The sequence below is a fragment of the Pseudomonas sp. GW823-FHT06B06 genome (assembly GCF_058795195.1).
Map to the genome: position 1 here is coordinate 53142 of NZ_JBXAHO010000003.1, position 12544 is coordinate 65685.

13 protein-coding genes are annotated in these 12544 nt (G+C 58.4%); 6 read left to right on the forward strand and 7 right to left on the reverse strand.

The window, feature by feature from the left end:
• Positions 1–41: 41 nt before the first annotated feature.
• Together AC1Q8Q_RS03240 and AC1Q8Q_RS03245 are read right to left on the reverse strand one after the other, a co-directional pair.
• The gene (locus AC1Q8Q_RS03240) at positions 42–1193 is read right to left on the reverse strand and encodes a PQQ-dependent sugar dehydrogenase (RefSeq protein ID WP_492614821.1); all 1152 of its coding nucleotides are present in this window, start codon (positions 1191–1193) and stop codon (positions 42–44) included.
• Positions 1194–1244: 51 nt separating this feature from the next.
• Positions 1245–1589: a hypothetical protein gene (locus tag AC1Q8Q_RS03245; RefSeq protein WP_168758209.1), complete on the reverse strand. Its 345-nt coding sequence runs from the start codon at positions 1587–1589 to the stop codon at positions 1245–1247.
• Between the two features lie 193 nt (positions 1590–1782).
• Here AC1Q8Q_RS03245 and ku point away from each other — a divergent pair, with 193 nt between their 5' ends.
• Positions 1783–2643 carry a non-homologous end joining protein Ku gene (gene ku, locus AC1Q8Q_RS03250; RefSeq protein ID WP_492614822.1) on the forward strand — a complete coding sequence of 287 codons (861 nt, stop codon included), beginning with the start codon at positions 1783–1785 and terminating at the stop codon, positions 2641–2643.
• Between the two features lie 119 nt (positions 2644–2762).
• Here the strand turns inward: ku and lpxO are convergent, their stop codons facing one another.
• Positions 2763–3662 (reverse strand): lipid A hydroxylase LpxO, encoded by a 900-nt coding sequence (gene lpxO, locus AC1Q8Q_RS03255; protein ID WP_492614823.1) that lies wholly within the window; start codon positions 3660–3662, stop codon positions 2763–2765.
• Positions 3663–4151: 489 nt separating this feature from the next.
• Here lpxO and AC1Q8Q_RS03260 point away from each other — a divergent pair, with 489 nt between their 5' ends.
• From AC1Q8Q_RS03260 to AC1Q8Q_RS03270, 3 genes are all read left to right on the forward strand, one after another.
• Complete coding sequence (locus AC1Q8Q_RS03260; protein WP_033044478.1) at positions 4152–5738, forward strand: ABC-F family ATPase; 1587 nt, start codon at positions 4152–4154, stop codon at positions 5736–5738.
• A gap of 253 nt (positions 5739–5991) precedes the next feature.
• Positions 5992–7188: an MFS transporter gene (locus AC1Q8Q_RS03265; RefSeq protein ID WP_168758212.1), complete on the forward strand. Its 1197-nt coding sequence runs from the start codon at positions 5992–5994 to the stop codon at positions 7186–7188.
• 154 nt (positions 7189–7342) lie between these two features.
• A complete protein-coding gene (locus tag AC1Q8Q_RS03270; protein WP_168758213.1) occupies positions 7343–7765 on the forward strand; it encodes a tail fiber domain-containing protein in 423 nt (140 codons plus the stop codon).
• 27 nt (positions 7766–7792) lie between these two features.
• On the opposite strand, the gene AC1Q8Q_RS03275 is transcribed toward AC1Q8Q_RS03270, so the two are convergent.
• The gene (locus AC1Q8Q_RS03275) at positions 7793–8830 is read right to left on the reverse strand and encodes an alpha/beta hydrolase family protein (protein ID WP_492614824.1); all 1038 of its coding nucleotides are present in this window, start codon (positions 8828–8830) and stop codon (positions 7793–7795) included.
• A 183-nt stretch (positions 8831–9013) separates the two neighbouring features.
• Positions 9014–9625: an FMN-dependent NADH-azoreductase gene (locus tag AC1Q8Q_RS03280; RefSeq protein ID WP_020797141.1), complete on the reverse strand. Its 612-nt coding sequence runs from the start codon at positions 9623–9625 to the stop codon at positions 9014–9016.
• Between the two features lie 132 nt (positions 9626–9757).
• On the opposite strand from AC1Q8Q_RS03280, the gene AC1Q8Q_RS03285 reads away from it, so the two are divergent.
• Together AC1Q8Q_RS03285 and AC1Q8Q_RS03290 are read left to right on the forward strand one after the other, a co-directional pair.
• Complete coding sequence (locus AC1Q8Q_RS03285) at positions 9758–10666, forward strand: LysR substrate-binding domain-containing protein (protein WP_033043493.1); 909 nt, start codon at positions 9758–9760, stop codon at positions 10664–10666.
• Positions 10663–11022 carry an MmcQ/YjbR family DNA-binding protein gene (locus AC1Q8Q_RS03290; RefSeq protein WP_033043492.1) on the forward strand — a complete coding sequence of 120 codons (360 nt, stop codon included), beginning with the start codon at positions 10663–10665 and terminating at the stop codon, positions 11020–11022. The genes AC1Q8Q_RS03285 and AC1Q8Q_RS03290 overlap by 4 nt, the downstream gene beginning before the upstream one ends.
• 11 nt (positions 11023–11033) lie before the next feature.
• On the opposite strand, the gene AC1Q8Q_RS03295 is transcribed toward AC1Q8Q_RS03290, so the two are convergent.
• The gene (locus tag AC1Q8Q_RS03295; RefSeq protein WP_020797144.1) at positions 11034–11444 is read right to left on the reverse strand and encodes a DUF1294 domain-containing protein; all 411 of its coding nucleotides are present in this window, start codon (positions 11442–11444) and stop codon (positions 11034–11036) included.
• Positions 11441–12271 (reverse strand): undecaprenyl-diphosphate phosphatase, encoded by an 831-nt coding sequence (locus tag AC1Q8Q_RS03300; RefSeq protein ID WP_492614825.1) that lies wholly within the window; start codon positions 12269–12271, stop codon positions 11441–11443. The genes AC1Q8Q_RS03295 and AC1Q8Q_RS03300 overlap by 4 nt, the downstream gene beginning before the upstream one ends.
• Positions 12272–12544 lie beyond the last annotated feature (273 nt).

A 12544-nucleotide genomic window follows, 5' to 3' on the forward strand; every position in this document is an offset into this window, starting at 1 on the left:
CTACCCGATCGCTCCCAAACGTGAGAACGATCGGGTAAGCGTTATTTCAACCCTATCTTGTACAACGCTCCGTCCTCTTCATCGGTCAGCACATACAAATACCCATCCGGCCCCTGTCGCACATCGCGGATGCGCTTGTCGAGTTCGCCCAGCAAGCGTTCTTCGTGAATCACCTTGTCGCCGTCGAACTGCAGGCGAATCAATTCCCGGGGCACCAGCGCGCCAATGAACGCGTTGTGCTGCCAGTCCTTGAAGCGGTCGCCGTCGTAGAATGCCAAGCCGCTCAGCCCGGGGGACTTTTCCCAGACATGATGTGGCCCAAGAGTACCTTCGGCGGTTTTACCTTTGGCTTCCGGGATCGGCTGGCCCGAGTAATTGATGCCGTGGGTGGCCAGCGGCCAACCGTAATTCTTGCCGCGCTCGATGATATTGACCTCATCACCGCCCAGGGGACCGTGTTCGTTTTCCCAGAGCGTGCCGGTCCAAGGATTGAGCGCCGCGCCTTGTGGGTTACGAACGCCGTAGGCCCATATTTCCGGGCGCACGTCGGCCTGTCCGACAAAGGGGTTGTCTCCAGGCACCTGGCCGTCGGGATAGATCCTTACGACCTTGCCCTGCAACTTGTCGAGGTCCTGGGCGGTGGGCCGGTCGTTGTTTTCCCCCAGCGTAATGAACAGGAAGCCGTCCCGGTCGAAAACCAGCCGCGAGCCAAAATGGTTGCCCACCGAGAGCTTGGGCTCCTGACGGAAAATTACCCGGAAATCCTTCAGGGTCGTCAGGTCTTCGGACAACCGTGCGCGGCCAACCGCAGTACCCGCCTTGCCACCTTGGCCGCCGCCTTCGGCATAGGACAGGTAAATCATCCGGTCTTGCCTGAAGTCAGGCGACAGCGCCACATCCAGCAAGCCGCCCTGCCCCTTGGCCCAGACCTTGGGCACGCCGTTGAGCGGTGCTGACAACTTGCCGTCGGCCGTCACCACACGCAGGTTGCCCGGTCGCTCGGTGACCAGCATGCCCTGCCGGTCCGGCAGAAAAGCCAGCGCCCAGGGGTGTACAAGTCCCGAGGCGATCAGCGTCACCTCAAGGGTGCCCTGCTCGCTTTGCATGTCCTGGGTGGTTGCTGCCAGAACAGGCGCGCTGGCGGCTAACAAGGTGCTGGCAAAAAAAGTGCTCAGGAGGCTACTACGCAACATGCACGATTCCTTTTGTCATGGGATGGGCCAACAGGACGCCAGCCCTGTCCTTCAAGGGCTACGGGGCGGTGGATTGGGGATGAACTTCGGGGCACTGCTGGGGGCCGAGCGATCCTGGGGGTAGCGATTGCCGATGCCGCCGTTGTCAAGGGTGGGCGGTCGTGGCACGGGTACGGTGTTCGGCCCACGGATGGCCGGGGCACTGGGCTGGGTGCCTTGCATGCTGTTTGGGTTGGCCCGGCGGATCGGACTGTTGTAGGGATTGTTGTGGGTGCTGCCCGGCAGGTTTTGCGCCAACTGCATCGGTGCGCCGGGCGAAGCGATGTCGGCCTGAGCCATGTGACCGAGTACGCCGCTCAATGCCAGCACGATAAGGCCAGGTACGTATCGGTTCATTGGCGAGCCTCGCGATGGATGCGTGAGTAGAGTCTTCCATAGCACGCTACGCCTGGGATCGGGATTTGTTAACCCAAACTTCCCGGCAAGATGTAACACGACGTGGACGCACAGCCCCACCCGGCCCTGCAGGCCGCTGAAACTTTTGCACGAGGCCCAAGGTCACCTGAACATCACTTTCGGAAAGACGACCATGGCACGGGCAATCTGGAAAGGCGCGATCAGTTTCGGGCTGGTGCATATCCCTGTGGCGCTGGTCTCGGCGACGTCCTCCCACGGGGTGGATTTCGACTGGCTCGACAGTCGCAGCATGGACCCGGTGGGCTACAAACGCGTCAATAAAGTCACCGGCAAGGAAGTCACCAAAGAGCACATCGTCAAAGGCGTGCAATACGAAAAAGGTCGATATGTGGTGCTCAGCGAGGAGGAGATTCGCTCGGCGCATCCACTCTCGACCCAGACTATCGATATCTTTGCCTTTGTCGACAGCAAGCAAATCCCGCTGCAGAACATCGACACGCCCTACTACCTGGCACCGGATAAACGCGGCGGCAAGGTCTATGCCCTGTTGCGTGAAACCTTGACCAAAACTAATAAAGTCGCGCTGGCCCGCGTGGTGCTGCATACCCGCCAATACCTCGCGGCCTTGATGCCGCTGGAATCGGCCATGGTCCTCGTGAAGCTGCGCTGGCCGGCGGAAGTGCGCAGTCTGGACGAGTTGGCATTAGGACCGGATGTGACCAAGGCCGAGTTGGCCAAGGGCGAACTCGACATGGCCAAGCGCCTGGTAGAGGACATGAGCGTCGAATGGTCGCCGGAGGATTACCGGGACGAATTCGAAGACAAGATCATGGCCCTGGTGGACAAGAAAGCCCATGAAGGCAAAATCGAGGATGTTGAAACAGCCACTGGCGAGGAGGAGCGCAAGACCGCGGATGTCATTGACTTGACTGAGTTGCTCAAGCGTAGCCTGGGGGGCAAGGGCGGGAGCAAAGAGGCGGCCAAGGCGAAGTCGCCAACAAAACCGGCGGCGCGGAAGAAAGTCAGCAAGTGAGGGGTTGAACGTTCCGGCCTCATCGCTGGCAAGCCAGCTCCTACAAAGATAGGCGGTGGCCACAAAACCTGTGGGAGCGAGCTCGCCGGCGATGACGTCAGTTTTGACAAACGAACAAATCAAACCAAGACAAAAATCGCCAGCAACCCACCAAAGAACGCCCACTTCTGCAGGTAATAAAGCTTGCGATTACGCTTTTTCAAGGCTTTGCCATTCAAGCGGATCTTGTAAATCTTGCCGAACAGGCGGTTGATACCTCCGGTCTTGTCGCCCGCCTCATTCGGCGCACCGGCAGCCGCCATCACATTGCGGCTGAACCAGCGGTTGAATGCGGCCACCCAGCGGTACTTCATCGGGCGCTCCACATCGCAAAACAGAATGATGCGGTTCTGCTCGGTGGTGTTGTTTGCGTAATGAATGAACGTCTCGTCGAACATCACCGCTTCACCGTCGCGCCAATGATAGTTTTCGCCGTCGACGTTGATGTAGCAGCCCGAATCGTTAGGTGTCTCGAGGCCCAGGTGATAGCGGTAGGAACCGGCATACGGATCACGATGGCGAACCAGTTTCGAACCCGGCGGCAACTCGGCGAACATCGCCGCCTTGATCGAGCCGATGCTTTGTACCAGTTCGGTGGTGCGCGGGCAAAGCTTCATGGCCGATGGGTGGCTATCGCCGTACCACTTGAGGTAGAAGCGCTTCCAGCCGGTCTTGAAGAAGGAGTTGAAGCCGACGTCATCGTAATCATTGGAGCGTTTGATCTCCCCCGCCTTCAGCAGGTTCTGGCCTTCGGCGCGAATCTCCTCCCAATGCGTCTGCAGTGGCGCGAGGTCGGGAAAATCCGCCGGGTTGAGAAACGGCCTGTTGGGGATCTTCGAGAACAGATAAAGCAAGCAATTGATCGGCGCCAGGAACGTCGAGTGGTCGCTCAGTTGGCGGCCCAGTTTGTGGCGTACACGGCCACGCAGATGGACATACGCGATGGATATAACGTAGACAACGGCAATGATGAGTTTCACGAAAATCGTCACACGTCAGAGGTGAGCAAACTGCGCTCCCTGGCAACCAATGGCCTGCGGAGCCTGAGTAGTGCCTGAAAACCAGACAACGGCCCGGTGGCCCGTCCTTGAGCCGACGCCAACGTTTGGCATCAGTGAAAGATGGCATTTTAGCCATCGCCCGTAACCAATTGTTAGCCTTGAGATGTGAAAATCTGTCCGTTGATACCGTCAATGCGTCGGTGCGGCCTTATTGCCCTATCGTTTATATGGCCAGACCAGTACAATCGCCGCCAAACTTTACGCGCCCCCCTTGGTTGATGACGGGAAATCCCGGCCTCAGCGCACTTCGACTCGGGCCAAGCGCTCCCAATGCTGCTGTCCACTTATTGCCAGATGGATCTTGCGCTGCTGACCGGGATGTACGTCCCGTGGTCGAACAGCGTGAACGGGTACTGAATCGGTACTGCCGCAACCCTAGCTACTCTGAATGCTTCGCAGGAAAAACCTTTGATTTCTACAGCTAACATCACGATGCAGTTCGGCGCCAAGCCGTTGTTCGAAAACGTTTCGGTCAAATTCAACGGCGGCAACCGCTATGGCCTGATCGGGGCCAATGGTTGCGGCAAGTCGACGTTCATGAAGATCCTGGGCGGTGACCTCGAGCCGTCCGGCGGCCAGGTCATGCTGGAGCCGAACGTGCGCCTGGGTAAATTGCGCCAGGACCAGTTCGCCTACGAAGAATTCACCGTGATCGACACCGTGATCATGGGTCACGAAGAGCTGTGGAAGGTCAAGGCCGAGCGCGATCGCATCTACTCGCTGCCGGAAATGAGCGAAGAAGACGGCATGGCCGTGGCCGAGCTGGAAACCGAATTCGCCGAAATGGACGGCTACACCGCCGAATCCCGTGCTGGTGAACTGCTGCTGGGCCTGGGAATTCCGCTGGAACAGCATTTCGGCCCGATGTCCGAAGTGGCTCCAGGGTGGAAACTTCGGGTGTTGCTGGCCCAGGCCCTGTTCTCCGATCCGGAAGTGCTGTTGCTCGATGAACCGACCAACCACCTGGACATCAACACCATTCGCTGGCTGGAATCCATCCTCACGGTGCGAAACAGCACCATGATCATCATTTCCCACGACCGTCACTTCCTCAACAGCGTCTGCACCCACATGGCCGACCTGGACTACGGTGAGCTGCGCCTGTTCCCGGGTAACTACGACGAGTACATGACCGCGGCGACCCAGTCCCGCGAGCAGTTGCTGTCGGACAACGCCAAGAAAAAAGCCCAGATTGCCGAACTGCAAACCTTCGTCAGCCGCTTCTCGGCGAACGCCTCGAAAGCCAAGCAGGCCACTTCCCGTGCCAAGCAGATCGACAAGATCCAACTGGCCGAGGTCAAGCCCTCGAGCCGCGTGAGCCCGTTCATCCGGTTCGAGCAGACCAAGAAGCTGCACCGCCAGGCCGTGACCATCGAGCAGATGTCCAAGGGCTTCGATGGCAAGACCCTGTTCAAGAACTTCAGCTTCACCGTCGAAGCTGGCGAGCGCGTGGCGATCATCGGCCCGAACGGCATCGGCAAGACCACCCTGCTGCGTACCTTGATGGGCGAACTGACCCCGGATGCCGGCTCCGTGAAATGGACCGAAAGCGCAGAGCTGGGCTACTACGCCCAGGACCACGCCCACGACTTCGAAGACGATGTCAGCCTGTTCGACTGGATGGGCCAGTGGACCCAGGGCGAGCAGATCATTCGTGGCACCCTGGGCCGGATGCTGTTCTCCAACGACGAGATCCTCAAGTCGGTCAAGGTCATCTCCGGTGGTGAGCAAGGTCGCATGCTGTTTGGCAAGCTGATCCTGCAAAAGCCGAACGTGCTGGTGATGGACGAACCAACCAACCACTTGGACATGGAATCCATCGAGGCGCTGAACCTGGCACTGGAAAACTACCCGGGCACGCTGATCTTCGTCAGCCACGACCGTGAGTTCGTGTCCTCCCTGGCAACCCGCATCATCGAGTTGAGCCCTAACGGCGTGACCGACTTCAGCGGCACCTATGACGATTACCTGCGTAGCCAGGGCGTGGTGTTCTAAGAGCAGCCTGTAGGAGCGAGCATGCTCGCGATGGACGCTGGATCGTTGGATCGTTCCCACGCTCTGCGTGGGAATGCAGCCCGGGACGCTCCGCGTCCCAATCCAGAGCCGAACGCGGAGCGTCCGTTGAGACATTCCCACGTAGCGCGTGGGAACCATCCAATTTCAAGCCAAATTACTTAGCCTGCTTTCTTTAGTTCCACACCCAAGCCATCATGCAGTTCTCCTGCCGCCGCCCGCGAACGAGCCCTTCATGACTGCGCAAGAACAGCCACCGCAAAGCTCCATGGCGATCACCCTGCAGATCGTTTCCATCGTTTTCTATACCTTTGTCGCCTTCCTCTGCATTGGCCTGCCCATTGCGGTGTTGCCAGGATACGTCCATGAACAGCTCGGGTTCAGTGCCGTCGTCGCAGGGCTGACCATTGGCTCGCAATACCTGGCTACCCTGCTCAGCCGGCCCATGGCCGGGCGCATGTCGGACAATGTCGGTACCAAGCGCGCGATCGTTTATGGCCTGTTGGGAATTGTCCTGAGTGGCGGGCTGACTTTGTTGTCGGTGTTGCTGCAAAGCGCTCCTTTAATCAGCTTGCTGGTCCTGATCGCCGGACGCCTTTTGCTGGGCATCGCCCAAGGGCTGATCGGGGTCGGCACCATCAGTTGGTGCATGGGACAGGTGGGTGCCGAACACACCGCGCGCTCGATCTCCTGGAACGGTATTGCCTCCTACGGGGCGATTGCCATCGGGGCGCCGCTGGGGGTGGTGATGGTCGGTCAACTGGGGTTTGCCAGCCTGGGTATCGCCCTGTCGGTGCTGGCCCTGGCGGCGCTGCTGCTGATTCGCAACAAGCCGTCGGTGCCGGTCGTGCGCGGTGAGCGCCTACCCTTTTGGGCGGTGTTCGGGCGCATTGCACCGTTTGGCGCAAGCCTCAGCCTGGCTTCGATCGGCTACGGCACCCTCACCACCTTTATAACCCTTTATTACATCAATCGAGGCTGGAGCGGTGCGGCGTATTGCCTGACGGTATTCGGGGTATGTTTCATCCTGGCCCGGTTGCTGTTCATTTCCAGCATTAGCCGATTTGGCGGCTTCCCGTCGGCCATCGCCTGTATGACCATCGAGACCATCGGCCTGGCGCTGCTGTGGCTGGCGCCTTCGACTGGCTATGCCTTGATTGGTGCCGGCCTGACCGGGTTCGGCTTGTCGCTGGTGTATCCGGCACTGGGCGTCGAGGCAATCAAGCAGGTGCCTAACGCGAGTCGCGGCGCCGGCCTGAGCGCTTATGCGGTGTTTTTCGATCTGGCGCTGGCGATTGCCGGTCCGTTGATGGGGGCGGTGGCGTTGAACATGGGGTACGCGTGGATTTTCTTTTGCGCGGCGTTATTGTCCGTGATAGGACTTTGCCTCACTTTTTTGCTCTCACGGCGGGCAGCAAATACATTTACTTAAAAACCATGAGATAAACAGCCATAACATTTAAAGTACGATCAACATGCAATATGCCGAATCGATTAATGCTAAGTGCCATCGTTGTTTTAATTACTAATTCCGTGAGAATTTAATTAACTGCACTTACATCCATATCGAAACAGGAAGAAATAAAATGCGCATATTGTCACTTACCCTACTCGCCCCAGCACTGGCATTTTCCATGCACGCTACCGCAGAGGCTGAAGTCTCAAACCAGCAAATTTGCCATAATGGTAAATGCTGGGACCTTGGTGACATTGGTAGCGAATGCTGCCCATTCAGCGATGAAAAACTAAAGAAAAACGTCCAGCCCCTGGCTAACCCGACAGAGAGCCTGCTCAAACTCCGTGGTGTAACATTCAACTGGAAACAAAACGACCAGGCTGACGTCGGCTTGATCGCTCAAGATGTTCAAAAGGTTTACCCGCAGTTGGTACGCACTGAAGGTGATCACCTGCAAGTGGACTATCAGAAACTTGTTGCACCATTGATTGAATCCGTTCGCGAACTGAATGCCAGAGTTCAAACCCTGGAAACAGCCCTGGCTAACAAGTAACGAATTATAAAAGCGCCTGCTCGCCATTCATTGATCGGCGGTCTGCATTCCTGCTCGCGTCGCTCTGCCCAGTGTGCGAGAAAAAAAGCGCCCGGCCTCGGAGATCAGGTTGCGGTGAATATCGACGCGATCGACACCGTCGGCATCGGTGCACAAGGCTGGCGTGACAACGATCTGCTCGTCATTGCACGGAGCCATGAATACGAAGTGCCCGGCCCCGGCCAGCAGCTTGAAATCGGGGGCGACGGGCAGTTTGCGCGCCAGGGCGGCGGCGTTCTTGTCGGGGTACACCAGCTTGTCGCCATCGCCGCTGTAAAGCAGCACCGGAACATGCACATCGGCCAGGGTATGACGACCGAACTTCAGGCTCAGTGGCGCCATCAGCAGCAATGCATGGACGCGCGGGTCGGCTACCGGTTGCAAATCATCGCGGTCGACAATCAGTTCACCCTGGGTATTGCAGGCATCACGGTCGTCCGGGCGCTCCTGGCAGTAGCGGCGCAGACGATCCAGGTCCGGAGTCGCGCCCGACAGTATCAATGCCGTCTCGCCGCCTGCGGAATAGCCAATGACGCCAACCTGCTCGGCATTGACATAAGGCGCGAGCATGGGATCGCCCAGGGTCGCGGTGATGGCTTCGGAAATCTGGATCGGCCGTCCGTACAAATTGCTCAAGGTGCCGAGGCGGCTGTGGTCTTTGGAGTTATCGCCGGGATGAATAACAGCCACCACCACAAAACCCTTGCGTGCCAGCGACGTGGCCAGGTCATGCAGGGCCAATGGCGTGCCGGTGTTGCCATGGGACAGCATCAGCATTGGAAACCGGCCCATGGCGACTTTGGTGTCTTCGCCGGCTTCGACGGTGTAGCCCTCAAGCCGGCTGGAGTGTTCCTTCGCGCTCGAAGGGTAGAACGCAATGGCCCGCATCGGTTGCAGATCGAGCGGATCGAGAAAGCTCATTTCATGAAAACCGACGCTCCAGTGAGGATGCGGCGCAGGTGCGGCGTGCACTGAATTCAGGCTGACGAGCAGACAGATCAGTAAAGCTGCACAAAGACGCACCATGGGATGCCCCACCTTGCTACGGAACGGAGACGTTAAGCCTCGACTGCATGACTCGGGCCACAATTTTGCAAGCGCAATTAGCAATACTGAGAAACAAAAAACTCCGCATCTGCCACTTGCGTGAACAGAATACAGAGTTTTTTGGGGATTGCCTGCAGCGACAGCGGGGTCTTTATCCAAACCTTATGCGGCGGCGAACAGCTGCTCGCTGATTTGTGCCTGGGCATCACTCATCGCTTTACCGCGCACTTCGTCACCGTAAGCCAGGCCGTGGGCACGGACGAATTCGATGTCGGTAATGCCGATGAAACCAAACAGCACCTTCAAGTAGTCTTCGTGGGCAACACCGGTTGCCTGGCCGGCGTGCAGGCCACCGGAAGTCGAAACGACCACCACTTTCTTGCCACCGCACAGGCCTTCAGGGCCGGCTTCGGTGTAGCGGAATGTCTGGCCGGCGACGGCAATGCGGTCGATCCAGGCCTTCAATTGGGTCGGGATGGTGAAGTTATACATCGGCGCTGCAATCACCACGGCATCCGCGGCGAGGAACTCGGCCAGGGTAGACGCGCTCAGTTCGGCTTCGTGCTGTTGGGCCGCGTTGCGCAGTTCAGCCGTGGTACCCGCTGCAACCAGTGTGGTCGAGGAAAAATGGCTGATGGCGTCGGCTGCCAGATCGCGGTAGGTCACAACGGCGGACGGCTCGGCGGCTTGCCAGGCTTTGACGACTTCGCTGCTCAGCTGACGGGAAGCCGAGTTGTCACCAAGAATGCTCGAATCGATATGCAGCAGTTTCATGTGGGATCTCCAGGTGAGGATCGCCGTCAGGGGCGATCTGATGGAAACAATCCTACAGATCAAACCAATAACTGATTAGACTGCAACAATGCGATAGTTTGTCTCACTGGTAGAACGATCGAGAAAACGCCCATGCAAGACCTTAATGATCTCTATTACTTCGCCAAAGTCGTCGAGGCTGGCGGCTTCGCGGCCGCCGGACGTTTGCTGGGGATTCCCAAGTCGCGATTGTCCAGGCGCATCGCCGAGCTGGAAGAGCGCCTGGGTGCACGTTTACTGCAACGCACCACAAGGCAACTGAAACTCACTGCCGTAGGCGAACGTTATCTGCGCCACTGCCAGGCGATGCTACTGGAAGCGGAAATGGCTGACGAAGCCGTGGCCAGTATGTCCAGCGAACCCCGTGGGCGCTTGCGAGTCTCTTCCCCGGTCGGCCTGGCTCACGAAATGCTGCCGGGGGTAATCAGCAACTTCCTCGAGAAGTATCCGCAAGTGCAGCTGGAGGTGATGCTGGTCAATCGACGCGTCGACCTGGTGACCGAAGGCGTGGACGTTGCATTACGCGTGCGCGAACCGGGTGATGAAGACCCGCTGTTGGTGACTCGCCGCCTGCGCCAGGCGCAGATGCTGATGGTCGCCAGCCCCGCCTTTCTCGAGGGGCTTGAGATCAATCATCCCGACGACCTGAAAAACCTGCCGGTACTTGGCGCCCTCGAACCCGATCGCCTGGTGCACATTGGCCTGGTCGATCGCCAGGGCAAAAAACACGACCTGGCCCTTGAAGCGCGGCTGGGCATCGACGACTTCATCGTGCGCAAGACCTGCACACTGGCTGGCCAGGGCTTTACGACGCTGCCGATGATGTATTGCGAGCAGGAGCTGGCAAATGGCTCGCTGGTACAGTTACTGCCCGAGTGGTCGCTGCCCGGGGGTTGGTTGCAGGCGGTCTACCCTCATCGACGCGGCGTGATGCCGGCCGTGCGCGCCTGGCTCGACCATCTGATTGAAACATTCAATGCCTGTGGAGATCGCTTGATATGAAGGCAGGACGCATGAGCGAGGCTGACGTAGCGGCTTTTTGCCTGGCTTTGCCGGGTGCCCGTGAAGACTACAAATGGGGTGGCGTGCGGGTGTTTTCGATTGCCGGCAGCAAGATGTTCGCCTTGCAGAACCTGCGCGGCGAGTCCTTGGCTTTCAAGGTCGACAAGGACCTGTTTGTGGGGCATTGCGACCGTCCCGGCATTCACCCGGCGCCTTATCTGGCCCGGGCACAATGGATTATCATGACCACGCCCTACCCGCTCGGCGCCGAGGAATTGCAAGGCTTGCTGAAGCGTTCTCATCAACTGGTGGTGAGCAAGTTGGCCAAGCGCACGCAGGTCGGCCTCTTGCTCTAGCAGCGCCTCGATCAGAACAGTGAGAACAGCTGCGCCTCGAGGAACAGCTGGTCGATCCAGAACACCTGGTGCAGCAGCACGATGATCCAGAACACCAGTTGAAAGGACACCTTGCGCGTCTTGTGCCGAAACACTTGCTGCGCGAGCAAGGCGCCCGGCCAGCCGCCAGCGAATTCCAGCGCATGCAGGACGTTTTCCGGCGTACGCCAGTGATCAACGCGCGCTTTGCGCTTGTCGCTCCAGTACAGCAGGAACGCCAGCACGCTGACGATACCGTAGGCCGCCAGGGGAATCAGTGAACCCCCTTGCAGCCACCACGACATCGAACCGAACAGCGGCAGCGCGCACACCATCGCAAACACCAGCAGCTTCAGGCGCAGGTGGCGGATGTTTGCCCCGTTGCGCGCGCTGACACCATTCATGGCTTGGCCGCGGCCCAGTCAACCCAACCGAATTGCCAGGTGGCCAGGATGAGCAAGCCGAAAGCAATGCGGTACCAGGCGAACACCGCATAACTGTGGCTGGCGATGAACATGAGCAAGCCTCGCACCGCGATCATCGCGAAAATGAACGCCGTGATGAAGCCAATCGCAAACACCGGGAAATCCGCAGGCACGAACAGGTCGCGGTACTTGTACCCCGAGTACACCGCAGCCCCCACCATGGTCGGCATGGCCAGGAAGAAGGAAAACTCGGTAGCGGTCTTGCGCGACAGGCCGAACAACAAGCCGCCGATGATCGTCGAGCCTGAGCGCGAGGTGCCCGGAATCATCGCCAGGCACTGGGCCAGGCCGACTTTAAGGGCGTCTTTCCAGGTCATGTCATCGACGCTTTCTGCATGTACTTCGTGCTGGCGCTTTTCAGCCCACAACATGACGATGCCGCCCACGACCAATGCCGTGGCTACCGTGATCGGGTTGAACAGGTAGTGGTGAATCAAGTCGGCGAAAATCACCCCCAATACCACCGCCGGAAAGAAGGCAATCAGCAGGTTGGCGGTAAAGCGCCGGGCATTGGGCTGCGTCGGCAGGCCCACTACCACATCGAAAATCTTGCGACGAAACTGCCAGACTACCGCCAGGATGGCGCCGAGCTGGATAATGATGTTGAACGCCATGGCACGCTCACCACCGAAGTTGAGCAAGTCGGCGACAATAATCTGGTGCCCGGTACTGGAAATGGGCAAGAACTCCGTCAGCCCTTCTACAATGCCAAGAATCAAAGCCTGAAAGGCCGTCCAAAGATCCATCAATCCCCCAAAAGGCAATGCGTCGACGCATGCCCCGTTAATTTATTCAAAGCCGTTTACTGTAAATCAGCGTCGTTGAGTCCCGCGCGCACAAGCCTACGCAAAAATCTCCAGAGTTTCGTGAAAAATCAGTTTGATTTCAGGTTTTTGCGTGCGGGACGAAATCCTAGCAGACAAGTACGCCTAATGCTGTCGTGTTGCAGGCTCCGATAGAGACGCTGCATCAAGCCTCTTCGCGGTAATCCGGTTACAATTCGCCCCCTCTTCGATTTT

What these genes read in the sequence shown, in the direction of transcription:
- AC1Q8Q_RS03240 (WP_492614821.1), bottom strand. Translation starts at nt 1,193, where the DNA reads ATGTTGCGTAGTAGCCTCCTGAGCACTTTTTTTGCCAGCACCTTGTTA.
- AC1Q8Q_RS03245 (WP_168758209.1), bottom strand. Translation starts at nt 1,589, where the DNA reads ATGAACCGATACGTACCTGGCCTTATCGTGCTGGCATTGAGCGGCGTA.
- ku (WP_492614822.1), top strand. Translation starts at nt 1,783, where the DNA reads ATGGCACGGGCAATCTGGAAAGGCGCGATCAGTTTCGGGCTGGTGCAT.
- AC1Q8Q_RS03265 (WP_168758212.1), top strand. Translation starts at nt 5,992, where the DNA reads ATGACTGCGCAAGAACAGCCACCGCAAAGCTCCATGGCGATCACCCTG.
- AC1Q8Q_RS03270 (WP_168758213.1), top strand. Translation starts at nt 7,343, where the DNA reads ATGCGCATATTGTCACTTACCCTACTCGCCCCAGCACTGGCATTTTCC.
- AC1Q8Q_RS03275 (WP_492614824.1), bottom strand. Translation starts at nt 8,830, where the DNA reads ATGGTGCGTCTTTGTGCAGCTTTACTGATCTGTCTGCTCGTCAGCCTG.
- AC1Q8Q_RS03280 (WP_020797141.1), bottom strand. Translation starts at nt 9,625, where the DNA reads ATGAAACTGCTGCATATCGATTCGAGCATTCTTGGTGACAACTCGGCT.
- AC1Q8Q_RS03285 (WP_033043493.1), top strand. Translation starts at nt 9,758, where the DNA reads ATGCAAGACCTTAATGATCTCTATTACTTCGCCAAAGTCGTCGAGGCT.
- AC1Q8Q_RS03290 (WP_033043492.1), top strand. Translation starts at nt 10,663, where the DNA reads ATGAAGGCAGGACGCATGAGCGAGGCTGACGTAGCGGCTTTTTGCCTG.
- AC1Q8Q_RS03295 (WP_020797144.1), bottom strand. Translation starts at nt 11,444, where the DNA reads ATGAATGGTGTCAGCGCGCGCAACGGGGCAAACATCCGCCACCTGCGC.
- AC1Q8Q_RS03300 (WP_492614825.1), bottom strand. Translation starts at nt 12,271, where the DNA reads ATGGATCTTTGGACGGCCTTTCAGGCTTTGATTCTTGGCATTGTAGAA.